Source organism: Methylobacterium sp. 092160098-2 (assembly GCF_028920805.1).
Lineage (GTDB): Bacteria > Pseudomonadota > Alphaproteobacteria > Rhizobiales > Beijerinckiaceae > Methylobacterium > Methylobacterium fujisawaense.
Window position 1 is genome coordinate 3,999,874 of record NZ_JAQPZJ010000001.1, and the last position, 23,276, is coordinate 4,023,149.

The 23,276-nt window shown below is 70.6% G+C and carries 23 protein-coding genes; 13 read left to right on the forward strand and 10 right to left on the reverse strand.

Translation table 11 applies throughout. The features are described 5' to 3' along the window. Positions 1 to 85: 85 nt before the first annotated feature. Positions 86 to 301, forward strand: a complete 216-nt coding sequence (locus tag PQI07_RS18820) for a hypothetical protein (protein WP_274927173.1) — start codon at positions 86 to 88, stop codon at positions 299 to 301. A 105-nt stretch (positions 302 to 406) separates the two neighbouring features. On the opposite strand, the gene PQI07_RS18825 is transcribed toward PQI07_RS18820, so the two are convergent. Next, positions 407 to 1,681, reverse strand: coding sequence for an efflux RND transporter periplasmic adaptor subunit (locus tag PQI07_RS18825; protein ID WP_274927174.1), 1,275 nt, complete (start codon positions 1,679 to 1,681; stop codon positions 407 to 409). Positions 1,682 to 1,788: 107 nt separating this feature from the next. Then, entirely contained in the window at positions 1,789 to 2,490 is a 702-nt protein-coding gene (locus PQI07_RS18830) for a sulfate transporter family protein (RefSeq protein ID WP_043757826.1), read from the reverse strand. 246 nt (positions 2,491 to 2,736) lie between these two features. On the opposite strand from PQI07_RS18830, the gene PQI07_RS18835 reads away from it, so the two are divergent. After that, positions 2,737 to 4,086 carry a flavin monoamine oxidase family protein gene (locus tag PQI07_RS18835; RefSeq protein WP_274927749.1) on the forward strand — a complete coding sequence of 450 codons (1,350 nt, stop codon included), beginning with the start codon at positions 2,737 to 2,739 and terminating at the stop codon, positions 4,084 to 4,086. Positions 4,087 to 4,173: 87 nt separating this feature from the next. Then, the gene (locus tag PQI07_RS18840; protein WP_043380688.1) at positions 4,174 to 4,800 is read left to right on the forward strand and encodes a Crp/Fnr family transcriptional regulator; all 627 of its coding nucleotides are present in this window, start codon (positions 4,174 to 4,176) and stop codon (positions 4,798 to 4,800) included. A 309-nt stretch (positions 4,801 to 5,109) separates the two neighbouring features. On the opposite strand, the gene PQI07_RS18845 is transcribed toward PQI07_RS18840, so the two are convergent. Next, positions 5,110 to 6,108: a 2-hydroxyacid dehydrogenase gene (locus PQI07_RS18845; RefSeq protein WP_043380685.1), complete on the reverse strand. Its 999-nt coding sequence runs from the start codon at positions 6,106 to 6,108 to the stop codon at positions 5,110 to 5,112. 270 nt (positions 6,109 to 6,378) lie between these two features. Here PQI07_RS18845 and PQI07_RS18850 point away from each other — a divergent pair, with 270 nt between their 5' ends. Continuing rightward, positions 6,379 to 6,942, forward strand: a complete 564-nt coding sequence (locus PQI07_RS18850; protein WP_043355011.1) for an SH3 domain-containing protein — start codon at positions 6,379 to 6,381, stop codon at positions 6,940 to 6,942. Between the two features lie 218 nt (positions 6,943 to 7,160). On the opposite strand, the gene irr is transcribed toward PQI07_RS18850, so the two are convergent. Beyond that, complete coding sequence (irr, locus tag PQI07_RS18855; RefSeq protein ID WP_012319639.1) at positions 7,161 to 7,676, reverse strand: Fur family transcriptional regulator Irr; 516 nt, start codon at positions 7,674 to 7,676, stop codon at positions 7,161 to 7,163. A gap of 215 nt (positions 7,677 to 7,891) precedes the next feature. Between irr and fabA the strand changes: the two genes are divergently transcribed. The 3 genes from fabA to fabI all read left to right on the forward strand — a co-directional run bounded on the left by fabA (position 7,892) and on the right by fabI (position 10,992). Beyond that, positions 7,892 to 8,428, forward strand: a complete 537-nt coding sequence (gene fabA / locus PQI07_RS18860; RefSeq protein WP_043355013.1) for a 3-hydroxyacyl-[acyl-carrier-protein] dehydratase FabA — start codon at positions 7,892 to 7,894, stop codon at positions 8,426 to 8,428. 140 nt (positions 8,429 to 8,568) lie between these two features. Beyond that, positions 8,569 to 9,795 (forward strand): beta-ketoacyl-ACP synthase I, encoded by a 1,227-nt coding sequence (gene fabB / locus PQI07_RS18865; RefSeq protein WP_043380680.1) that lies wholly within the window; start codon positions 8,569 to 8,571, stop codon positions 9,793 to 9,795. Positions 9,796 to 10,161: 366 nt separating this feature from the next. Next, on the forward strand, positions 10,162 to 10,992 hold the full coding sequence (gene fabI, locus PQI07_RS18870; protein WP_182591563.1) for an enoyl-ACP reductase FabI: 831 nt from the start codon (positions 10,162 to 10,164) through the stop codon (positions 10,990 to 10,992). A 3-nt stretch (positions 10,993 to 10,995) separates the two neighbouring features. Here the strand turns inward: fabI and PQI07_RS18875 are convergent, their stop codons facing one another. Further along, positions 10,996 to 11,247, reverse strand: coding sequence for a hypothetical protein (locus PQI07_RS18875; RefSeq protein ID WP_043380675.1), 252 nt, complete (start codon positions 11,245 to 11,247; stop codon positions 10,996 to 10,998). Positions 11,248 to 11,387: 140 nt separating this feature from the next. On the opposite strand from PQI07_RS18875, the gene PQI07_RS18880 reads away from it, so the two are divergent. After that, positions 11,388 to 11,627: a hypothetical protein gene (locus PQI07_RS18880; protein WP_020092122.1), complete on the forward strand. Its 240-nt coding sequence runs from the start codon at positions 11,388 to 11,390 to the stop codon at positions 11,625 to 11,627. Positions 11,628 to 11,679: 52 nt separating this feature from the next. Next, positions 11,680 to 13,194: a DUF6880 family protein gene (locus PQI07_RS18885; protein ID WP_043380828.1), complete on the forward strand. Its 1,515-nt coding sequence runs from the start codon at positions 11,680 to 11,682 to the stop codon at positions 13,192 to 13,194. Positions 13,195 to 13,221: 27 nt separating this feature from the next. Here the strand turns inward: PQI07_RS18885 and PQI07_RS18890 are convergent, their stop codons facing one another. Together PQI07_RS18890 and PQI07_RS18895 are read right to left on the reverse strand one after the other, a co-directional pair. Continuing rightward, positions 13,222 to 13,584 (reverse strand): DUF427 domain-containing protein, encoded by a 363-nt coding sequence (locus PQI07_RS18890; protein WP_043380672.1) that lies wholly within the window; start codon positions 13,582 to 13,584, stop codon positions 13,222 to 13,224. Next, positions 13,581 to 14,471 carry a methyltransferase domain-containing protein gene (locus PQI07_RS18895; protein ID WP_043380670.1) on the reverse strand — a complete coding sequence of 297 codons (891 nt, stop codon included), beginning with the start codon at positions 14,469 to 14,471 and terminating at the stop codon, positions 13,581 to 13,583. Before PQI07_RS18895 ends, PQI07_RS18890 begins: the two co-directional genes overlap by 4 nt. A gap of 158 nt (positions 14,472 to 14,629) precedes the next feature. Between PQI07_RS18895 and PQI07_RS18900 the strand changes: the two genes are divergently transcribed. Both PQI07_RS18900 and PQI07_RS18905 read left to right on the forward strand, forming a co-directional pair. Further along, positions 14,630 to 14,875, forward strand: a complete 246-nt coding sequence (locus PQI07_RS18900) for a hypothetical protein (protein ID WP_274927175.1) — start codon at positions 14,630 to 14,632, stop codon at positions 14,873 to 14,875. 30 nt (positions 14,876 to 14,905) lie between these two features. Next, positions 14,906 to 15,667, forward strand: a complete 762-nt coding sequence (locus PQI07_RS18905; RefSeq protein ID WP_274927176.1) for a ComF family protein — start codon at positions 14,906 to 14,908, stop codon at positions 15,665 to 15,667. A 36-nt stretch (positions 15,668 to 15,703) separates the two neighbouring features. On the opposite strand, the gene PQI07_RS18910 is transcribed toward PQI07_RS18905, so the two are convergent. Next, positions 15,704 to 16,297: a GNAT family N-acetyltransferase gene (locus tag PQI07_RS18910; protein WP_274927177.1), complete on the reverse strand. Its 594-nt coding sequence runs from the start codon at positions 16,295 to 16,297 to the stop codon at positions 15,704 to 15,706. A 295-nt stretch (positions 16,298 to 16,592) separates the two neighbouring features. Here PQI07_RS18910 and zapE point away from each other — a divergent pair, with 295 nt between their 5' ends. Both zapE and PQI07_RS18920 read left to right on the forward strand, forming a co-directional pair. Further along, entirely contained in the window at positions 16,593 to 17,825 is a 1,233-nt protein-coding gene (zapE, locus tag PQI07_RS18915) for a cell division protein ZapE (protein WP_274927178.1), read from the forward strand. Further along, a complete protein-coding gene (locus tag PQI07_RS18920; RefSeq protein WP_274927179.1) occupies positions 17,822 to 20,779 on the forward strand; it encodes a response regulator in 2,958 nt (985 codons plus the stop codon). The genes zapE and PQI07_RS18920 overlap by 4 nt, the downstream gene beginning before the upstream one ends. Before the next feature lie 93 nt (positions 20,780 to 20,872). On the opposite strand, the gene ubiB is transcribed toward PQI07_RS18920, so the two are convergent. After that, positions 20,873 to 22,435, reverse strand: a complete 1,563-nt coding sequence (gene ubiB / locus PQI07_RS18925; protein WP_274927180.1) for a 2-polyprenylphenol 6-hydroxylase — start codon at positions 22,433 to 22,435, stop codon at positions 20,873 to 20,875. Between the two features lie 31 nt (positions 22,436 to 22,466). Next, a complete protein-coding gene (ubiE, locus tag PQI07_RS18930) occupies positions 22,467 to 23,252 on the reverse strand; it encodes a bifunctional demethylmenaquinone methyltransferase/2-methoxy-6-polyprenyl-1,4-benzoquinol methylase UbiE (protein ID WP_053610661.1) in 786 nt (261 codons plus the stop codon). Between the last annotated feature and the right edge of the window lie 24 nt (positions 23,253 to 23,276).

A 23,276-nucleotide genomic window follows, 5' to 3' on the forward strand; every position in this document is an offset into this window, starting at 1 on the left:
CGATGGCGCGCGCGGCCTCCTCGCGGGGGCGGCGCGCGTCCGGCTCCGGCCGCCGCCCTGGCAATCCGGTCCGCCGCAGTGCCGCGTGAAAAGCGGTGACGAGGCGTGCCGACGTGAACGCGCAGATGCGATCCGCCCCGAGGCTGTAGACCTGCCGATCACAGGCCTCGAAGATCTCCCCGGCGAGCACATCGGGCAGATCGCGCTCCAGGATCCTGCGAACCTGGGGGCGCTCATCCATCGCAGGCCCGAAGAACCGCAACGCGCCGCACGCCTCGGCCTTTTCCGCGATTGCGGGTGACCTCGGCGTTCTTGATGCGCTTCTCGCAGCTCGTCCCGTCGCTCGGCGCGAGGGTGAGGCCGATGGTGAGCCCGACGCGGATTGCAGGGGGCTGTTCCCGGCCGATCAGCGTTGCGCCGATCGGAGCGGCTCCATCGACTGCGGCGGTTTCACGGGTTCGACCGACTGGCCGTCGCGCAAGTCCGGAGCCGGGCTATAGATGATGCGGCTGTCCGCGGAAAGACCGGAATCCAGCTCCAGCGTGCGCCCGAGATCGCGCCGCACGCGGATCGTCCGCCATGTCACCCGGTCATCGTCGCCCAGGGTCGCGACCTGAAGGCCGTTGCTGTTGAACACCGTCGCCTCGGCGGGGATCGTCACGCCGGGCTCGGTCCGGGGGATCTTGAGGGTGACGTAGGCATAGAGCCCGGCGCGCAGGGTCCGGTCGGGATTGGGCACGTCCACCTGGGTGGTCAACGTACGCGACGCCGCGTTCAGCGCAACGGAGCTGCGCTCCACGAAACCCTCGAAGCGGCGGCCCGGCATCTGCGGGACGGTGATCAATGCCTGGACACCGGGCTTGACGCCGATGGCGTCGTTCTGCGGGACGTTGACGGTGATACGCAGAGTGCTGTCCTGATCCATGCTCAGGAGCGGCGTCCCGCCGTTATCGGCCCGGACAAGATCCCCGACATCGACATTGCGCACCGTTACGACGCCATCGAACGGGGCTACGACGCGCTCGAACGCAGTGAGCGCCTTCAGGCGGTCGACGACGGCCTCCTGCACCTTGATGTTGGCCGTGGCGACCTTCACGCCGGCCTCTGCGGCGGCGAGCGCCGCGGCCTGACTGAGCACACCGGCCTGGGTGTTGTCGGCGTTCTGCCGCGACGCCCAACCTTGCACCGCGAGCGTGGAGGTGCGGTTATTGGTGAGGTTGGCGAGGTTGACGTTGGCGCGCGCCTGCTCGACCTGCGCCTGCGCCTGGAGCAACTGCGCCCTCAATTGTCCGACCTGCGCCTCGGCCTGCGCGCGTTGCTGATCGAGATCCGGTGCGGCGATGCGCAGGAGCAGCTCGCCCGCCTTCACGCGCGATCCGATATCGACCCGGCGTTCGGCGATGTAGCCGGTGGCGCGGGCGGCGATCGCCGCCATGGTGAAGGCCTGCATCTCGCCGGGAAGCACGAGATCGACGGGACCCTCCGCCCGCACGGCCGCGACGGTCCGCACCTGGGGCACGAGGGTCTTGATCCGCTCCAGCGTCGCGGTCGCCTCCGCGTCGCGCTGCCAATGGCCGTAGGCGCCCCAGGCCAGGAGACCCATTGCGGCAAGCCCTACGAGAAAGAACGGGACCTTGCCGGGCGGCGGTGGAACGTCCGCACCCGAGTCGTGCGCCTTCATCGATCGGCTCTCCGCCCCGAACGTCCGGTCGGGTCACGGTGAAGGTAGCGGGCGACGGCCGGGCCGGCCAGAGCGGTCACGGGCCGCATCCTCGCAGATGCGTGGGCCTAACGCAGGGGTCCGGTCACCAGCGGGCGTCGGCCGAGGCGCTTGTGGAGGTGGACCATCAGCGCGATTCCGAAGAGCGGCGTCAGCAAGTTGAGGATCGGAACGACCATCAGGGCCGCCAGCAGGCAACCGGCACCGAGTGTCCGGACGGAGAAAGCGCGGCGCATCTCGGCGGCCTCCGGAAGGGGCCGGAACCGGGCCGCCGCCATCTCGAAATACTCGCGGGAGAGCAGATAGGCATTGGCCGCGAAGAAGGCCGCGATTCCGATCACCGGCACGAAGAAGATCACCAGCGCCGCGAGATTGACCAGAAGCGTCAGGCCGGCGAAGCGCACCGCATAGAGCATGGCGGTTCCGAACGGCATGGGGCGTCCGGGCGGGTCATTCGGGAAATCGGTGCGCTCGACGATCTCGGCGGCATCGTCGAGGAAGAAGCCCGCCACCAGGATCGAGACCGCCGGCATCAGGTAGGCGAGGACCACGACGAGACCGACCCCCGCCAGATAGTAGGCGAGGTTGTCGAGGATCGGGTACTGGGTGGAGATGTGGTGGCTCGCCTGGAACGCCTGGATGAGCCGGGTCAGGCCGAGCCAGACCAGGAGCAGGAGCCCGACCGTCAGGCCGAGGGATTTCCACAGGATCGCCCGCAGCGGTGGCGAGAAGGTCTGGCGCAACGCCGCCGCGGCGGACTCGACGAGCATCGGGCGAAGTGTTCCGGCCCGCGCCGAAAGCGGCGCAGGCGCGTTGTGGAGCGGTGTGGCGACCGGTGCAAGGCCGGGAGCCGTCGCAGGGGCGAGAGGGTGCGGGGAGAACGCGTGCAGGATACCACCGGACAGGACACGACCGGACAGGGCACCACCGGACAGGGCACCACCGGACAGGGCACCACCGGACAGGGCACCACCGGACAGGGCACCACCGGACAGGGCACCACCGGACAGGTCGCGATGCCGCAGGCTGCGGAGTCCCGATGGATCGACCCGGCGTTCCGCCCCGCCTACAGGCCGCGCCTCGCGCCGCTTCCCGAAGTGGCAGACGTGCTGGTGATCGGTGCGGGTGCCGCGGGGATCGGCGCGGCCCGGACTCTTGCCGCACGGGGTGTTTCGGTGGCCGTGCTGGAGGCACGGGACCGCGTCGGTGGCCGAGCCCTGACGGTCGCCCTGCGCGGCCATGCCCTCGATCTCGGAGCCCATTGGCTGCATGCCGGGCCGATCAACCCCCTGGTGACGCTCGGTCGGACGCGCGGCGAGCGGCTGCGCCGTGCGCCGCAGGAGAGCCACGTCTGGGTCGGGCGTCGGCCCGGCCGCGCCGCTGAGATCCGGGCCAACGGGCGCGCCTTCGACCGGGCCGACCGGGCCATGACCCGCGGCGCCGCGCAGCCCGGTCCCGACCGGCCGGCAGGCAGCGCGCTGCCGCCGGGACTCGGGCCCTGGGGGTCGCGGGTGGCGCAGGTCCATGGCCTCGTGTCGGGCCGGCCGCTGAACGAGGTCTCGCTTCAGGACTTCCCCAGCCTCGAATACGGCGACAACTACTTCCTCGCCGACGGCTACGGCAGCTACCTCGCCCGCTTGGCGGACGGGTTGCCGGTGGCGCTCGCGACAGCGGTGACGCGGATCGACTGGTCGGGCGGCCGGGTCCGCGCGACCACCGCGGCCGGAGCCGAGCACGCCGCGCGCGCCGTGATCGTGACCGTACCGATGATGGTGTTGCGTGAGGGGCCGGTCTTCTCGCCGACGCTGCCGAATGCGGCCCGGGCCGCCATCGACGGGTTCACCACCGGTATCTACGAGCACGCGGTGCTGCACTGGCCGTCGAGCCCGTTCCGCGGCCGCGACCGGCTCGCGGCGATCCATGGCGGGCGTCACGCGCCGCCGGGGCTTCTGACCCGCATCGACGGAACGCCGTTCCACTATTACGAACTCGACCTGCACGAGGCGGCGGCGATCGACGCCGCTGGCTCCGGCGCAGACGGCGTGCGCCGCCATGTCCGCGCGGTCCTGGCCGAGCATTTCGGCGGCGCACGGCTGCGCGACCTCACAATCCCGGCGGTGAGCGCGTGGCGCCACGACCGATGGTCGCGCGGATCGTGGGCGGTGGTCCCGCCGGGCCATGCGCCGGCGCGACAGGCCCTGCGCGGCGCGGTGGCCGATACGGTCTGGTTCGCCGGCGAGGCGCTGTCCCGGGAACAGTGGGGCACCGTCGGCGGCGCCTACGAGGAGGGCGTTCGGGCCGCCGAGGCCGTGGCCGCGGTCGTCACGGACGGGGCCGGGACGCGTATCCGTGCAGGCACAGGCTGAGATCCCCGCTGCGCGGAAAGCCCCGAAAAGCTTGCCGGAGCGGGGCAAGACAGGCATCCCCCGGCTGACACGCTTCAGGGGGCGGCCATGGATTGGGTCGAGGGCATCGGCTATCTCGGGACGGCGCTGACCATTTCGGCGACGGCCATGAGCACGATGATTCCGTTGCGGATCATCTCGCTCTGCGCAAGCTGTGCCGTGATTACCTACGGCATCCTGATCGGCAGCATGCCGGTGGTGCTCACCGAGCTGATCCAGATGCCCTTCAACGCCTACCGGCTCTGGCAGATGATGCGCCTCGTCCGCGACGTGGAGACGGCCGCCGACGGCGACCTGTCCCTCGAATGGCTGCGGCCCTTCGGCTCGCGGCGCCCGTTCGGCGTCGGCGAGGTGGTGTTCCGCAAGGGGGATCTCGCCGACGAGATGTACTACATCGAGAGCGGCGTGTTCCGGATCCCGGAAGTCGGCCTCGAGGTGCGCAAGGGCGGGATCGTCGGCGAGCTGGGTCTGTTGTCACCCGGCAATGCCCGAACCGCGTCGTTGGTCTGCGTCGAGGCGGGCCACGCGCTGTGCGTGTCCTATTCGGACGTAAAGCAACTCTACTACCAGAACCCTGAATTCGGGTTCTACTTCCTGAAGCTGACAAGCGAACGCCTGTTCCAGGGCGTTCAGGGCATGGCCAAGCCCCAGGCGGTGACCGGCGACGCCCTCTGATCGCGGCTAGACCATCCGTGCGGCTCGTCTACGCTTCCGGATGCCGGAAGTCGGTCTCGCGGCGGGCGCGGGCAGTGTCGTGGGCGAATTGGGCCTTCCGTCGCCGGTGCACGCGCGCACCGCCTCGCGGTCTGCGCGGAGCCGGGCAGGGCGCTGTGCGTCGGCCGTTCCGATCTGAAGGACCTCTCCGATCAGAGCCCGGAATGCGGCTTCGCTTTCCTCGCGCCGACCTCGGAGCGCCTGTTCCAAAGCGTCGAGGCCGCCAGAAAGCCGCTGGCGGCCTGAGGCCCTTCGAAGGCGCAGCGCTGCTCAGAGCATGCTGGGCAGGATGCGGTCCGGCGGCCTGTGGCCGTCCATGAAGGTCTTGATGTTGATGATGACCTTCTCGCCCATGTCGGTGCGGCTCTCATAGGTTGCCGAACCCATATGCGGCAGGAGCACGACCTTCCCCTGGCGCGCGAGCTTGACGAGCCGGGGGCTGACTGCGGGCTCCTGCTCGAACACGTCGAGGCCGGCCGCCGAAACCTCGCCGCCCTCGATCAGGCGCGCCAGGGCGTTCTCGTCGATCACCTCGCCGCGGGCGGTGTTGACCACGATGGCCTCGGGCTTGAGCAGCTTCAGGCGCCGCGCCGAGAGCAGATGGTAGGTGGCCGGCGTGTGCGGGCAATTCACCGACACGATGTCGACGCGCGCCAGCATCTGGTCGAGGGATTCCCAGTACGTGGCGTCGAGGGCGCTCTCGATGGCGGCGGGCACCCGGCGGCGGTTGTGGTAATGGACCTGCAAGCCGAAGGCGCGGGCGCGCTTGGCCAGAGCCTGGCCGATCCGGCCCATGCCGACGATCCCCAGCCGCTTGCCGGTGATGCGCCGGCCGAGCATCCAGGTCGGCGACCAGCCCGTGGTCCATTCGTCATCCGGGATGATCCGCGCCCCCTCGGTCACCCGGCGGGCCACCGCGAGGATCAGCGCCATCGTCATATCGGCGGTGTCCTCGGTCAGCACGCCGGGCGTGTTGGTGACCGTGATGCCGCGCTCCAGCGCCGCCGCCACGTCGATGTGATCGACGCCGTTGCCGAAATTGGCGATGAGCCGCAGGTTCGGTCCGGCCTGGGCGATCAGGCCGGAATCGATCTCGTCCGTGACAGTGGGGACGAGGACATCGGCCTCGCGCAAAGCGGCCGCCAGATCGTCCGCCGCCAGCGGAGCGTCGTCGGCATTGAGCCGGACGTCGAACAGCTCACGCATCCGCGTCTCGACGGCATCCGGAAGGCGCCGCGTCACGACCACCAGCGGCTTGCGCTTCGACACGTCTCTCTCCCCGTCAGCCCCGCGGCCCTGATTGCGGCTCGCGCCCGGCGGCTTCCGCCCGGACCGCTTCCCGCAAGCGTCCGTTAACCGAACTCGGCCAGACAGGATCGGTCACGAGGCGCCGGTTCCGGAGCCAGTTCCGACCCGTCGGCCTCTCTACCAGAGGTGGGCCGGAACACAATCGGATGCGGCCCGGTCCGCGTGTCGAACCGGCCCTGCTTTCGACAGGTCCGGCGCCCACCAACGCCACGTCTGGATAGGGAGACGACCATGCGCGTGTCACGCCTCAGCTTCGCCGTCGTGGCGATGCTGGCCGGCGGCCTCGCGACCGGTGCCCGGGCGGCGCCGCCCGCAGGCCCCGAGGCCGGGGTCGGACCGGTGACCAAGCTGCCGCTGCCGCGCTACGCGAGCCTGAAGACCGATCGCGTCAACCTCCGCGAGGGCCCCTCCAAGGATCACCGCACCCTTTGGGTCTTCCAGCGGGCCGGCCTGCCCGTCGAGATCATCGGCGAGTTCGAGACCTGGCGCCGGATCCGCGATTCGGAGGGGACCGAAGGCTGGGTGCTGCACTCCCTGCTGTCCGGCCGCCGGACTGCCATCGTGAATGCCGGCCCCGACAAGGGCGTCGAGAAGGCTGCCGTATCGCTGCGCGCGAAGGCCGACGACGGCGCCGAGGACGAGGCCAAGCTTCAGACCGGGGTGATCGGCAGCGTCAAGAGCTGCACCGGCACGTGGTGCCGCCTGATCGTCGCCCTGCCGAACAAGCGGGACGTGGATGGCTATATCCGCCAAAACCGCCTGTGGGGCGTCTATCCGAACGAGGTCGTGGAGTAGCGTCCGGCGCGATCATCGCCGTCGGGCGATGCCGGCCGGCAAGGACGCTCCCATCCCGGGACCGCGCAGCAGACGGTATCCGATTTCCGCATCGAGCGCCGCACCCCGACCGGAATGGCCGGCGCTCCGGTGTCGCGCGACCGAGCGCAAACGCAAAGGCCCGGACGAATCCGGGCCTTTGCGACGATCCTGATGATTCCTCGAGACGTACCGCGGCGTCAGCCCTGGCGGCGGCCCGCCGGCCGGCTGCGGCGCAGGCGTACGATCACCTCGACCCCGGCGATCTCCATCCCCTCGGGGGCCTCGGGCAGCGAATCGACCGTGATGCCGCAATCCGGCATGTCGATGACCTGGCTCTCGTCTTCCAGGTAGAAGTGGTGGTGCTCGGTCGGGTTCGTGTCGAAATAGGCCTTCGACCCGTCGAGCGCGAGCTGGCGCAGCAGCCCCGCCTCGGTGAACTGATGGAGGGTGTTGTACACCGTCGCCAGCGACACCGGCACCTTGGCGCGCATCGCTTCGTCGTAGAGCATCTCGGCCGTGAGATGGCGGTCGCCGCGGCCGAACAGAAGCCAGCCGAGGGAGAGACGCTGCCGCGTCGGCCGCAGGCCAGCCCGACGCAGGCGGTCGCGGAGGTCGGACAGCGGGCACCCGCGCCGCGGAGTCCCGTTGGCCTCCAACTGGGGGGCGGGGACCCGGCCGTTGAAGACGGCCTGGAATGGCACCGGTTCGGACATCGCTGGACTGAACGCTCGACGAGGGGCCTGAAGGAACGGATGTCGCCCGAGTATATTGAAGTGGTCAGGCTGTCGCAACCCGAGCGTTGCCGCATGCCTGCGGCCGCAGGCTTTGAAGGCGCGACGCCCCGTGCTAACCCGCGCGCCAGCCGACGGGCCGAGTATAGTCGCCCGCGACGCGAAGATCGCGCACATCCGAGGAAACAGCCAACCCAATGCCGCCAGACGCCGAGACACAAGCGCAGGACGCGAACCGCCGGTCGCACTATTCTTACGAGGATCTTCTGGCCTGCGGGCGCGGCGAACTCTTCGGATCCGGGAACGCGCAATTGCCGCTTCCGCCGATGCTGATGTTCGACCGCATCACGTCCATCGCGGCCGAGGGTGGCGCCCATGGGAAGGGCCACGTGACCGCCGAACTCGACATTCGGCCGGACCTCTGGTTCTTCCCCTGCCACTTTCAGGGCGATCCGGTGATGCCGGGCTGCCTCGGGCTCGATGCGCTTTGGCAGATGCTGGGCTTCCATCTCGGCTGGCTCGGCTCGCCGGGTCGTGGCCGCGCCCTCGGCGTCGGCGAGGTGAAGCTCGCCGGCCAAGTCCTGCCGACGATGAAGAAGGTGGTCTACAATGTCGACGTGAAGCGCGTCCGTCAGGGCAAGCTCGTCCTCGGCATCGGCGACGGCTGGCTCGAAGCGGACGGCGAGCGCGTCTATCAGGTTCAGGACATGCGGGTCGGCCTGTTCCAGAGCTGAATCGCGTCGGCCGGGCGTCCGGTTCGCGGCTCGGCCGCAACGCCGGACGATCTCGGTGGTTGAGATTGTGTCCGCGTCACCTTAGCTGACCGGTACGTGGCCCGGGCGACCGAGGCCGCGACGGAGGTAGTGTCACCATCATGCGCCGTGTCGTCATCACCGGGATGGGCATCGTCTCGTCCATCGGCAACAACACGCAGGAGGTGCTCGCCTCCCTGCGCGAAGCCCGCTCGGGCATCGCGCGCGACGCCAGCTACGCCGAGCACGGCTTCCGAAGCCAGGTCTCGGGCGCGCCGACCCTCGACCCCGAAGGCGTGGTGGACCGGCGCGCCATGCGCTTCCACGGCGGCGGCACCGCCTGGAACCACGTCGCCATGGATCAGGCGATCCGGGACGCGGGTCTGGAACAGGGCGACATCTCGAACGAGCGCACCGGCATCATCATGGGTTCGGGCGGTCCGTCGACCCGGGTGATCGTCGAGGCCGCCGCCATCGCCCGGGAGAAGGGCCCCAAGCGCATCGGCCCGTTCGCGGTGCCGAAGGCGATGTCGTCCACCGCCTCGGCGACCCTGGCGACGTGGTTCAAGATCCGCGGCGTGAATTATTCGATCTCCTCCGCCTGCGCGACGTCGAATCACTGCATCGGCAACGCCGCAGAGATCATCCAGGGCGGGCGGCAGGACATCATCTTCGCGGGTGGGTGCGAAGACCTCGACTGGACCCTCTCGGTGCTGTTCGACGCCATGGGCGCCATGTCGTCCAAGTACAACGACACGCCGTCCCGGGCCTCCCGCGCCTACGATGCCAACCGCGACGGCTTCGTCATCGCCGGCGGCGCGGGCGTTCTGGTCCTCGAGGAGCTGGAGCACGCCAAGGCGCGGGGCGCCCGGATCTACGGCGAGGTGGCCGGCTACGGCGCCACGTCGGATGGGCACGACATGGTGGCGCCGTCGGGCGAAGGGGCCGTCCGCTGCATGCGGCAGGCCATGGAAGGCCTGAAGGGCGCGCGGATCGACTACATCAACCCGCACGCCACCTCGACGCCGGTCGGCGACGACAAGGAGATCGAGGCGATCCGCGAGGTCTTCGGCCGGGGCGACGCATGCCCGCCGATCGCCGCCACGAAGTCGCTCACCGGTCACTCGCTCGGCGCCACCGGCGTGCAGGAGGCGATCTACAGCCTGCTCATGATGAACAACGGCTTCATCTGCGAGAGCGCGCATATCGACGAACTCGATCCTGCCTTCGCCGACATGCCGATCCTGCGGGCGCGTCGGGACGACGCGCAGCTTGGGCACGTGCTGACGAATTCCTTCGGCTTCGGCGGCACCAACGCGACCCTGGTCCTGAAGCACGTCGACGCCTGATTACTGAAGGGAACCGCCGGCTCGAGGTCGGCGTTTACTGGATGTTGAGATCTGGTGGTGGCAATGGGGACTTTCATCTTCGGAACGCTGAGCGGACTGGTCATCGCCGGTTGCGCCGCGATCTACGCGAAGCAGGCCCTCATCGACGAGGCGCAGTCGCATACGGACGGCCATTTCTGAGTTCGGCCGCCCCGCCAGGAACGCCCCGCCAACAGGCGGGGCTTTTTTTTGCCTGCCGTCCGACCGCCGACCGGTTTGGAACGCACGGCGAGCCGCGCTAAGGCACCCTTTGGCGGTTCGCTTGCGCGGATCGCGGACCGTCCCCGCCTGGTAGGGGCGGCGTGCTTGGTCAGGATGTGAGTCGGCATGACGGGATTGATGGCAGGCAAGCGCGGCCTGATCATGGGCGTCGCGAACGATCACTCGATCGCCTGGGGTATCGCAAAGGCGCTGCACGCCCAGGGCGCGCGCCTGGCTTTCACCTACCAGGGCGAGGCTCTGGGACGCCGCGTGGCACCGCTAGCCGCCAAGCTCGATTCGGATCTCGTCCTGCCCTGCGACGTCGAGGACCTCGCCTCAGTGGATGCGACCTTCGAGGCCCTCGATGCGCGATTCGACGGCAGCCTCGACTTCGTGGTCCACGCCATCGGCTTCTCCGACAAGGCGCAGCTCAAGGGCCGCTACGTCGACGTGACCACCCGCGAGAATTTCGTGCGGACGATGACGATCTCGTGCTTCTCGTTCACCGAGATCGCGCAGCGCGCGGCCAAGCGGATGACGCAGGGCGGGTCCCTGCTGACCCTGACTTACGGCGGGGCGACCCGGGTCATGCCGAACTACAACGTGATGGGCGTGGCCAAGGCGGCGCTGGAGGCGTCCGTCCGCTACCTCGCGAGCGATCTCGGTCCGGACGGGATCCGCGTCAACGCGCTGTCCGCCGGCCCGATGCGGACGCTGGCGGGCGCCGGAATCGCCGACGCGCGGCTGATGTTCAATCACCAGCGGGCCCATGCGCCGCTGCGGCGCACGGTGAGCCTGGAGGATGTCGGCGGCTCAGCCCTCTACCTCCTGTCGCCGCTCTCGGGCGGTGTCACCGGCGAGGTCCATTTCGTGGATGCCGGCTACAACATCATCTCGATGCCGCGCCCGGACGTGCTTCAGGCCCAGGACGCGGCCGGAGTCGTCGGCGACGCCTGAGCCTCACTCCTCCGGGATGCGGCCCGGAGGCAGCGGGCCGCGCCGGACGCCGCGTTCGTCGCGCACGTCCCGCCGCGCCCGCACGGCGCGGATTTCTTCCGCGGAGGGCGGCGCGGACGGGTAGTTCGAGGCGAACGGATTGGGCGGCGTCCCGCGCCCGGAACCGCCGAAGAGCTTGTCGAGGAACCCCTCCTCGGCGCTGGCGGGCCGGGCGACCAGGAGAAGGGCGAGGGCGAGAAGCGGGCGAAGCTGCATCGGGATCGTCTGGATATCGGGATCCGCTGCCGATAGCGGCACTTTCCGGCGGATCGGAGGCCGCCACGCACCACGCCTGGAACCCCCAGCACATCCGGCGGGTTCGCGCTCAACAATGCCGGGCGTGAACAGGAGGCGTGATGTCTGAGGTTACCTATCGCATCGTCGAGCACGACGGCGGGTTCGCCTACAAGGTCGGCGACGTCTTTTCCGAGACCTTCCCGAGTCGCGAAGAGGCGCTGCAAGCGGCCCAGGCCGCGGCGGCAGAGCAGCAGGTCCCCGGCTCGACCGAGGGCATCCGCTACCAGGATCAGGCCGGCGGCTGGCACGACGAGACCGCCCAGGGCAGCGATCGGCCCCGCGCCCGCGTCGTGGAGTAGCCGGCGCGGACGGGACGGCCGTGTGGAACCCGAACCATCGATGGAGGCCATCGTGGCGCGCGCGCGGCGGGTGACACCGGAACCGCCGCCGCAGGGACGCCGGAAGGCGCCCGCCCTCCCGAAGGGCGTGCGCCGCACGACACCGTCGCCGGAAACGCTGGCGGCGCTCGGCCCGGACCGGTTGATCGGGCTGATCCTCGGCGAGACCGCGCGCAATCCCGCCTTCAAGAAGCTGGTGAGCGCCGCTTTGGCTTCCCTCCAGGGGCCGGACGCCGTGGCGGCCATCGTCGACCGGCGGCTGACGGCCCTGGAGGGGGCCCAGGGCTATATCGACTGGCAGAAGCGACGGACCTTCGCGGCCGATCTCAACGCCACCGTGACGGTGATCCTCGACGAGCTGCGCCCCCTCGATGCGGGCGCCGCCCTCGATCGCCTGAGGCGCTTCCTCAACGGTGCCGACGCGGTCCTGAACCGCGTCGACGACAGCACCGGCGCGGTGCAGGGCGTGTTCGATCGCGCATCGACGGCCTTCGTGGAGATCGCGGGCAACCTGCCTCCGGCGGAGGCCGCCGGGTTGGCGGCACGCCTCGTCGAGCCCTTCGCGGCGGATCCGTTCGGTCCACTGGGACTCGTCCTCGGGGACATGATCCCGACGCTGCTCGAGTCGGCCCTTGCCGAGATCGACGACAGGCTCGCCGCGGCCGACGCCGCGATGCCGACGGGCGGCGATCCGCGCCGCGAGGCGACGCATCATCGGCAGGCCGCCCGGATCCAGATCCTGCGCCTCCGGCAGGCCATAGCCGACCGGCGCGGCGATCCGGACGCCTTCATCGCCCTGGAGCGCACGGTGCTGCCGGGGCGGGAGAACCGCGTCGAGATTGCCCGGCGCCTCCTCGCCGCCGGACGGGCGGAAGAGGCGCTGGACTGGATCCGGCGCATGCAGGATCCGGGATTGCGCATCGCGACGCGGGCAGATCTGATCGCGGGATTCGATACGCGCGGGCCGGAGCGCGAACGGCAGGCGCTGGAGATCGAGATCCTCGATGCCCTCGGCCGGTCCGACGAGGCACAGCTCCTCCGATGGACGCGATTCGAGCGGGAACTCGACGCGCCGATGCTGCGGACCTTCCTCGCCAAGCTTCCGGATTTCGAGGACGAGGAGGCGCTCCAACGCGCCCTCGACCATGCCGAGGCCTTCCCGCAGCCGCACCGGGCTCTGACCTTCCTGACGGCTTGGCCGGATCTTCGCCGCGCCGCCGCATTGGTGGTCGCGAGGCCCGGGATCTGGCAGGGCGACCAGTACGCGGTGCTGGCGCCGGCGGCCGAGGCGCTCGCCCTGGCACACCCCCGGGCGGCCACGATCCTGTATCGCCGGCTCCTCGACTCCATCCTCGAGGGCGGCCGCAGCGCCGCCTACCCGCATGGGGCGCGCTACCTCGCGGAACTCGACGCCCTGGCGGGGCGCCTTGCGGCCGGCGATGCCGAGCCGGATCCGAAGGCCTACCGCGCGGCGCTGCGGCAGGCGCACGGCCGCAAGCACGGGTTCTGGAGCCTCGTCCGGGATTGAATCGGGTAAACCGGGCGGGTGACCGGCTCAGTCCTCCAGCGTGATGGCGTCGACCCGGTCCGGATAGAACGCCACGTGGTCCCGGATCGCCGCGACGGCCGGGTACGGGTCCCCGTAGCTCCAGACCGCGTCGGGACGCCGGGTACCGTCGACAACGAGGTCGAAATAGTGGGCGTCGCCCTTGTACGGGCAGTGTGTGGTGCGCGACGAGGCGACGAAGCGATCGGCCCGGATGTCGCTCCGCGGCACGTAGAAGACCGGCGGATACTGGGCCTCCTGCAGCCGGAGGGCGTTCCGGCTCTCGGCGACCGCGACACCCGCCACGACGACGCGGACGCGGCGGGGCTCGGGCTCGATGGTGATCGGGTGGTCCGGTCCAGGCACCTTCATGGCGTGCTCCCTCCTTCGGGCTTCAACTCGACGGTTCCGAGCGCGTCGGCGAGGCGCGTCTTCGCGGTCCCGGGCCGAAGCGGCTTCTGCTGGGTCTCGTGCGGGACCCAGCCCGAAAGCCACAGCACCTCGAAGGTGGCCCGCACGCGCCCATCCGGATCCGCGAACCGCTCGGCATAGATCTCGGCCGTCCGCAGGAGCGTCGCCCGCCGTAGCGGCGTCCGCCGCCGCTCGGTGAGCACGTTGGTCATGCCCATGGCGCGCAGATCGCGCATCAGGCCGAACGGATCGGCGTAGCGGACCGTCAGCGTGTCGGTATCCGCCACCGGCAGGGCGAAACCGGCCCGCTGGAGCAACCCGCCGGCCTCACGTACCGCCGCGAAGGGCGCCACGCGCGGGCTGATCCCACCCTCGACCTCGCTCTCGGCCTGGGCGAAGCTCTGGCGCAGCTCGGTCAGGGTGGCGCCGCCGAGCAGGCAGCCGAGGAACAACCCGTCCGGCCGCAGGGCGCGGCGCAGCTGGATCAGCGTGCCCGGGAGGTCGTTCACGGCGTGAAGGCTCAGCAGCGAGACGGCGAGGTCGAGGCTTCCGGCCGCCAGCGGCAGCGCCTCCGGGTCGCCGACGATCAGGCCGCCGCCCGTCTCGGGCCGGGCCGCGAGACGGAGATGCCGCGCCTCCGGATACCGGGCCGCGAGCATCCGGGCCGCCACCGGGACGGGCGTCGCGAGGTCGAGCACCGAAGTGAAGCGGCGCAGGACCGCCCCCAGGCGGTCATCGAGATCCTCGGCGAGCCGATCGACGAGGAAGCCCGCGTAGCCGCGGCCCTGGGCTCGGGCGAGGCGGCGGCGGGCGAGGGCCGTGTCGAACAGGGCGGAGGGAGCATCCATCGCGGGGGAGATGGCATCTGAAGCCGTCCCGCGCCACCTCTCGCACGGCCGCGCGCACGGATCCGTGAGCCGCGCTAGAATGTCGGAACGACTCGGCAGCGTCGCTGTTCCTGCTGCAACCGGCTTAAACGGCCGAGATTCGTCATGGAGCATTGATCATGAAGCGTATGCTCATCGGGGCCGCCGTGGCCCTCACCACCCTCGCGGCCGCCGGCGGCGCCGAAGCCAAGGGCTGCATCAAGGGCGCCATCGTCGGCGGCATCGCGGGGCACTATGCCGGCCATCACGGCCTCGTCGGCGCTGCGGCCGGCTGCGCCATCGGCCGTCACCGCGCCAACGCCCGCGACCGCCAGATGCAGCAGCAGCAGATGGCGCCGCAGGCGCGCCCGGTCTCGGTCCAGTAGAAGCGCGGATTCGGGCGGCGCGTCCGCCGCATGATGGCTCTCGAGGCCGTCGCAAGGACCCTGCGCGGACTGCCGCGCGGGGTCGTCTCGCTGATCTATCCGCCCACCTGCGCGGGCTGCGGCGGCGCCACCGCGGATCCCGGCGCCCTGTGCCCGGCCTGCTGGTCGAGCCTGCGGCTGATCGAGGAGCCGGTCTGCCAGCGCTACGGGACGCCGTTCGCGGTCGATCTCGGGGTCGGCCCGCTGCTCTCACCCCGGGCGATCGCCGAGCCGCCGGTCTTCGAGCGTGCCCGGTCTGTAGCCCTGTACGACGCGGTGGCGCGCCGCCTCGTCCATCGCCTGAAATACGAGGACCGCCTCGATCTGGCCCGCGTCATGGCCCGGATGATGGCCGCGAGCGGCCGAACCCTGATCGCCGACGCCGAATGCGTGGTCCCGGTACCGCTCCACCGCGGACGCCTGTGGCGCCGGCGGTTCAACCAATCCGCCCTTCTGGCGCGGGTGATTGCCCGATCGGCCGAACTCCCCTTCGTCGCCACGGCGCTCGTGCGCGTCCGCGCGACGCGGTCCCAGGTGGGTTTGAGCCGTGCAGCCCGCGCCGAGAACCTGAGCGGCGCCTTCCGCGTGGCAACCGCCGAACAGCACCGGATCCGCGGGCGCCGGATCCTCCTCGTTGACGACGTCATGACCACCGGCGCGACCGGCAACGCCGCCGCTCGGGCATTGCTGCGCGGCGGGGCACGGTCGGTCGATCTCCTGACCTTCGCGCTCGTCGGCGACGCCGCCGGGTGAGCGCGCGGGCTCTCCGCGTGGACGGCGCTCGCGGATTCAGGCCGGGGGCCGCATCTGCTCCGGAAAGCTTGCCGCCAGGGTGAAGTCGAAAGCCTCCGCGATCCCTTCGTACCAGAGGGAGAACGGCGTCGGACGCGCGAGGTGGAGGGCGCCCTCGATCTCACGCCCCTCGTGCTGGAGGGCCGCCCCGTGCTTGGCCGCGAGGCGCAGCATCGGTCCGTTCCCCGACAGGCAGCGCACGTGCAGATCGACGACGCCGCGATGCCGCGCCGAGCGCGCGATCCGCGCGAACAGGGCGGCGCCGATGCCGCGCCGACGGAATGCCCGCTCCACCGCGAAGGCCGCCTCGGCATGCGGCCCCAGGACGTAGCGCGAGGCACCCGGTCTCATGGGCCGCAATTCGCCGAGGCCGCGCAGCGCGCCGCCCACGAACGCGCCGTACATCACGCCCTCGGCGGTCAGGGCCTGTGTGGCGTAGGCCTGGACCCCGGCCTCGCTGACATTGCCCATGAAGCGGCTCGCCCGGGTCTCCGGATCCAGCCGCAGGAAATAGTTCAGGACCGCCGTGCGGTCGGCCGGCCACAGACGGCGGACGGTGTGGGCCAGACCCTCGAGGGCTTGTACCGCCATGATGAAGCTCCGGTTCGTGCGCGGTGCCGCGCAGGGAGATCCGGACGCTCCTCCCAAAGACGGAACGGATCTCGCATCCTCAAAGTCGTTGTGCAATGCAGCGAAACGCTTGGCTGACCCTCCGCGGATCTGCCATGCGCAGGGCCGATGGGACGCTTTCCTGCGACTGTTCAGCCGCGGGGTTGATTCAGGCCGAGCTTGCGCGGCACTGGAACAGGTCCCGGGTCGTTGACCGCCGACGCGGGCGCGGGGGGTGCCGAACCGGTGCCGCGACCAGCAGCGAGGAACCGGCGGCGTGAACGACAGATCCGGCAAGCACATCGCCCCGTCGCCGGCAGCGAGGGCCAGCGCGGTCTCGCCTGGGCCGGTCCACGAGCGCTACGAGGCCCTGGTCGCCACCGGGGCGATCGAGCGCGATCCGGCCCAGGGGCATCTGGTGCGCGCCCTCGACCGCTTGGTCCTGGACCTGCAGCGTCGCAAGCGCGCCAGCAAGACGAGCGCCCTCGGCTGGCTGTTCCGGCGCAAGGACGAAGCCGAACCGATCCGGGGCCTGTACGTCTGGGGCTCGGTCGGGCGCGGGAAGACCATGCTGATGGACCTGTTCCACGAGGCGGCCCCCGAGCCGAAGCGGCGGGTCCATTTCCACGGCTTCCTGGCTGACGCACACGAACGCATCCACGCCTACCGGCAGGCGCTCAAGGCCGGCACCGTCAAGGGCGACGACCCGATTGGGCCGGTGGCCGACCAGCTCGCCGACGAGGCGACATTGCTGTGCTTCGACGAGTTCACCGTCACCGACATCGCCGACGCGATGATCCTGGGTCGCCTGTTCAACCACCTGTTCCGGCGGGGCGTCACGATCGTCGCAACCTCGAACGTCGAGCCGGACAGGCTTTACGAGGGCGGGCTGAACCGGGCGCTGTTCCTGCCGTTCGTCGCGACCCTGAAGGAGCGCGTGGACGTCGTCCGGCTCGACGCCCGTACCGACTTCCGACTGGAGAAGCTCGGCGGCGCGGCCGTCTATCACGTTCCCGCCGACGCCAAGGCGCGCGCCGCCCTCGACGCCGCCTTCAAGGGACTGACCGGAAAGGTCCGGGGCCTTCCGGCGACGGTCACGGTTCACGGCCGGGCCGTGGAGGTCCCCGAGCAGGCGACCGGCGTGGCCCGGTTCGGTTTCGACGATCTCTGCCGCAAGCCGCTCGGCGCCTCCGACTACATGGCGCTCGCCCGCGCCTACCACACGGTCATTCTGGACGGGATCCCGGTCATGGCTGAGGCGGACCGGAACGAGGCCAAGCGCTTCATCACGCTGGTCGACACGCTCTACGACCGGCACGTGAAGCTCGTGGCCTCCGCGGACGCCGACGCGCAGGAGCTCTACACCGCCGAGAGCGGCCGCGAGGCCTTCGAATTCGACCGGACCGTCTCGCGCCTCATGGAGATGCGGTCACGGGAATACCTCGCCCAGCCGCACGGCCGGCCCGATTCCGAGGCGTCGGGTGCCAGCACCGGGCTGGTGGAGACGTGAGCGCCCCGTCTCGCGTCGGATCGATCTTCTCCTTGCGTCGGCGGAACTGGCGCAGCGCCGGCCCGCTCAGCTGGCTCCTGGGCTCCCCGGCGGCCTTCGTCCTGCTGGTCGTCGCCCTGGGCAGCGGCACGGCGAACTACCTCACCGGCGAGGCCGACCGGACCGCGACGGCCCACGCGAACGACACCGTCGCCGGGATCGAGCGCCTGATCTCCGAGGTGAAGGACCTGGAGACGAGCGAGCGGGGCTTCGTCCTGGTCGGCAGCGAGGATTACCTCACCCCCTACACGAGCGCCCTCACCAAGATCGAGACGGAACTCGCCGGCCTCGGCTCGGCCGCGCAGGATCCGGTCCGCGCCGGCGGCCCCTCGCTCGCCGGACTGATCGCGCAGAAGCGGGACTTCGCGGCCCGGGTCGTGGCGGCGCGGCGCAATCAGGGGTTCGAGCCGGCCATCGAGCTGGTCCGCACCGGCGAAGGCAAGCAGCTGATGGACGCGATCCGCGCCGAGGCGGCGGCCCGTCAGGCCGCGACCCTGGAGCGTCTCGCCACCCTCCAGGCGATCGAGGGCTGGCGCGGGCTCCTGCTGTTCCTGCTCTCGGGGGCGGCGGCGCTGGGCGCGATCGTGCTGCTCGCGCGCCTCGCTCTGGTGCGCCGGCAGGAATCCTTGCGCATGTCGCGCCTGCTCGACGGCGTGCTCGCCAACGCGCCCGTGGGCCTCGGCTTCCTCGACCGCGACCTCAAGATCCGGCACATGAACCGGGCGCTCGCCACGATGAGCGAACGCGGCTTCGGGGCCGATCTCGGCGCGCCGATCTGGGCCATGCTTCCGACCCTCCGGGAAGAACTCGCCCTGAAGCTCGCCGCGGCCCTGAAGGACGGCCTGGTCTCGCCGAACGTCCCGGTGGCCGTGCCGGCTCCCTCCGCTCCCGGCGGTGTCCGCCACTTCTCGATGAGCTTCTACCCGCTCCGGGGCGTGGAGAGCGCCGCGACCGATGAGAACGTGGAGGGCGTCGGCCTCGTCGTGGTCGACGAGACCATCCGCCATTTGGCCGAGGCCCGTCTGCGCCGCAGCGAGGAGCGGTTCCGTTCGCTGATCGAGGCCAGCGCGGCCATCGTCTGGACCGCCAACCCGGAGGGCAGCCTGCACCGACGCCAGGTGGCCTGGAGCCGCTTCACCGGTCAGGACGAGGCCGCCTATGCAGGGCTCGGCTTCCTGGATGCGGTCCATCCCGAGGATCGCCCGCACACCCGGGCCGCGTGGTCCCGCGCCCTGAGCAGCCTGGAGCCCTACGCGACGGAGCACCGGATCCGCGCGGCCTCCGGGGCATACCGGCACATGAGCGTGCGCGCCGTTCCGATCCTCGAATCCGACGGCACCCTGCGCGAATGGGTCGGGACCCATACGGACATCACCGAACGCAAGGAGGCCGAGGCCGCCATCGAGGCGGCCCGCGCCGCCGCAGAGGCCGCCAACGCCGCCAAGAGCCAGTTCCTGGCCAATATGAGCCACGAGTTGCGCACCCCGCTCTCGGCGGTGATCGGCTATTCCGAGATGGTGCAGGAGGAGCTGGAGGATATCGGCGAGGCCGACTTGGTCGCCGACATGAAGAAGATCGAGACCAACGCCCGGCACCTCCTCGGCCTGATCAACGACGTGCTCGACATCTCCAAGATCGAGGCCGACCGGGTCGAGGTCTACGCCGAGGATTTCGACGTCGCCACCGTGGTCCAGGAGGTCGCCGTCACGGTCGAGGGTCTGATCGCCAAGAAGGGCAACACCCTGGCGCTGGCGCTGGAGGCGGATCTGGGCAGCGCCCACACCGACGTCACCAAGCTGCGCCAGTGCCTGATCAATCTCTTGAGCAACGCCGCGAAGTTCACCGAGAACGGCCGGATCACCCTGTCGGTCGCCCGGGCCGACACGACGATGCGCTTCTCCGTGACCGATACCGGGATCGGGATGACACCGGAGCAGGTGGGGCGGCTGTTCGAGCGCTTCACCCAGGCCGACGCCTCGACGACGCGCCGCTTCGGCGGGACCGGGCTCGGCCTCGCGATCACCCGTGCCTTCGCCGAGATGCTGGGCGGCGCGATCGCCGTGGAGAGCCGGCAAGGGGAGGGCACCACCTTCACGCTGACCCTGCCGGTCCGATTCGAGACCGGTGCGGCGGAGGAAGCGGATGCGGACAGCGCCGCCGGTCCCGGCGAACGCGGAACCATCTTGGTGATCGACGACGACGCCGCGACCCGGGATCTGCTCGCCCGCTTCCTGGAGCGCGAGGGCTTCTCGGTAACGGTCGCCGAGGACGGGCGGCGGGGGCTCGATCTCGCCCGCAGCCTGCACCCGCGGGCGGTGCTCCTCGATGTGACCATGCCGCAGATGGACGGCTGGGCAGTGCTGCGGGCCATGCGCGCCGATCCCGAGATCGGCGCGACACCGATCGTGATGGTGACGGTCCTGGACGAGCAGAACCTCGCCTTCTCGCTCGGCGCCACCGACTACCTGCAGAAGCCGATCGACTGGGGAAGTCTGCGCCAGATCGTCGACCGCTTCCGACCTACGGCCGGTAGCGGGCCGATCCTCGTCGTCGAGGACGAGGCGGACGTTCGGGGCCATGTCTGCGCCTATCTCGAGCGCGAAGGTTTTCCGGTGCGCGAGGCCGAGAACGGCCTGCGCGCCCTCGCGACCCTCGAATCGGAACGGCCGTGCCTGATCCTGCTGGATCTGATGATGCCCGAGATGGACGGCTTCGCCTTCCTGCGGGCGCTCCGGGCGCGCCCGGACAGCCGCGACGTGCCGGTGGTCGTGCTCACCGCCAAGGACATCACGGCCGAGGATCGGCGCCGACTGGCCGGTCAGGCCGACCGGGTGCTCGCCAAGGGATCGACCGGTCTCGGCGAACTTGCCCGGGAATTGCGGGCCCTGGTCCCGACGATGGACGGCGCGGACTGACCGGGAACCCGCAACACGAGCCGGGCGAGCCGACCCGGCAGCGCCCGACGGGACCGTGCGATCACCCCCGTCGCGCGGACCCGCGATGCGGGTTCACCCCCCGCGGAACGCCAGCATCAGCGCCCCGGCGGCAATCGCCCAGAGAGCCAGCGTCGACCAGATCGCCCGATAGCGTTCGTTGCGGGCGAAGCGCTCCAGGCGGCGGGCATCGCCCGTTCCGGCCTCGTCGAGGCGCACCAGCACGCGCTTCAACCGCATGGCGAGATCCGGAATATCGCCGACCACGTCGGAGACCACACGCAGGGCCTCCAGGCCGCTCTCCGCCCGGCCGACCGGGCCCATGTTGCGGGCGATCCAGGCGCGCACGACCGGCTCGGCCGTGGTCCACATGTCGAGCCGCGGGTCGAGGGAGCGGGCGACGCCCTCCACCACCACCATGGTCTTCTGGAGCATCACCAGCTCGGTGCGGGTGCTCATGTCGAACAGGGCCGTGACGTCGAACAGCAGGGTCAGGACCTTGGCCATCGAGATCTCGTCGGCCCGGCGCTGGTGGATCGGCTCGCCGATCGCCCGGATCGCCTGCGCGAAATCCTCCACGGAATGGTGGGCCGGCACGTAGCCCGCCTCGAAATGGACCTTCGCCACCCGGCGATAGTCGCGCAGGATGAAGCCGAGCAGGATCTCGGCGAGGAACCGGCGCTCGTTCGGGCCCAGGCGGCCCATGATGCCGAAATCCACCGCCACCAGGCGGCCCTCGGCGTCCACCAGCAGGTTCCCCTGGTGCATGTCGGCGTGGAAGAAGCCGTCGCGGATCGCGTGCCGCAGGAAGCTCTGGATGACGGTCCGCCCGATGGTCTGCGGGTCGTGCCCCTGGGCGGCGATCTCCGCCGCGCTGTGCAGGCGGGTGCCCTCGATCCACTCGGCCGACAGCACCTCGCGGGCGGTCAGCTCCCATTCGGGCTTCGGCACGCGGAAGTCGAGATCGTCCTTGGTGTTCTCGGCGAGTTCGGAGGCGGCGGCCGCCTCCAGGCGGAAATCCATCTCCATCAGCACCGAGCGGGCGAGGATCTCCACGACTTCGCGGGGACGCAGCCGCTCCGCCTGCGGGGACAGGGCGTGCACCACCCGGGCCATGAAGCGCATGACCTCGAGGTCGCGCATGAAGCGCTCGCGGACGCCCGGCCGCATCACCTTCACGGCCAGCGCGCGCTGCGTGCCGTCCGCATCCTGGACGATCGCCTTGTGGACCTGCGCGATGGAGGCGGCGGCGATCGGTTCGCTGAACGACACGAAGAGCTGACTGACCGGCTTGCCGAGCGCCGTCTCGACGGTGCGGAGCGCGACCTCCTGCGGGAAGGGCGGCACCCGGTCCTGCAGCTTCTCCAGGTCGAAGGCCGCCCGCATGCCGACGATGTCGGGCCGGGTCGCCAGGAACTGCCCGAACTTGACGTAGGACGGGCCGAGGCGGGTCATGGCCGCCGAGAGCCGAGCGGCGCCGTCGTCGAGACCCGGCCGCTCGAGGGAGCGGCCGAGCCGCAGGGCGAGCCGCAGATGCGGCGGCAGCTCCGCGGGATCGGCGAAGGCGAGGGCGCCCTCGCGGGCCAGCACGAAGCCGACCCGCGCGCCGCGGAACAGGTTGATGGCGGCGCTGATCACCGGTGCTGGCTCCCGTCGCGCACGGCGGCGGTCAAGAGACCTTCCAGCCCGAATGGATCGCCACGATCCCGCCCGTGAGCGGCCGGTCGGTGACGTGCCGGAAGCCGGCACGCTCGATCATGCCCGCGAAGGCGCCGCGCGTCGGAAACTTCCGGATCGATTCCACGAGGTAGCGATAGGATTCCGCGTCCCCGGCGACCCGGGCGCCGATGCGCGGGATCACGTTGAAGGAATAGGCGTCGTAGATCCGGTCGAGCAGCGGGATGTCGACGGCGGAGAATTCCAGGCAGAGGAAGCGCCCGCCGGGCTTCAGCACCCGCCGCGCCTCGGCGAGCGCCGTCTCGATCCGCGGCACGTTCCGGATGCCGAAGGCGATCGTGTAGGCGTCGAAGGTCGCGTCCGGCAGGGGCAGCGCCTCGGCGTTCCCGGTCACGAACGCGATCCGGTCGCCGGTCTCGTCGAGCTTGCGCTCCCGGGCCCGCTCCGCGCCGACGCGCAGCATCGACTCGTTGATGTCGAGAACCGTGACCCGGGTGCGAGGGCCGCCCGCGGCCAGGACCCGGAAGGCCACGTCGCCGGTGCCGCCGGCGACATCGAGATGCGCGAAGGCCCGGTTCTGGGAGGGCCGCAGCATCGAGACGAGCTGCGCCTTCCAGGCCCGGTGCAGGCCCGCCGACATCAGGTCGTTCATGATGTCGTAGCGGCGGGCGACCGAGTGGAAGACGCTGTCGACGCGCCCCTGCTTCTCGTCGAGCGCCACGCGCTCGAAGCCGAAATCCGCGCTCGCGCGCTCAGACGCCCCGTTTCCGGCCTTCATGACGCTCCCATTCCTCGATGGGCG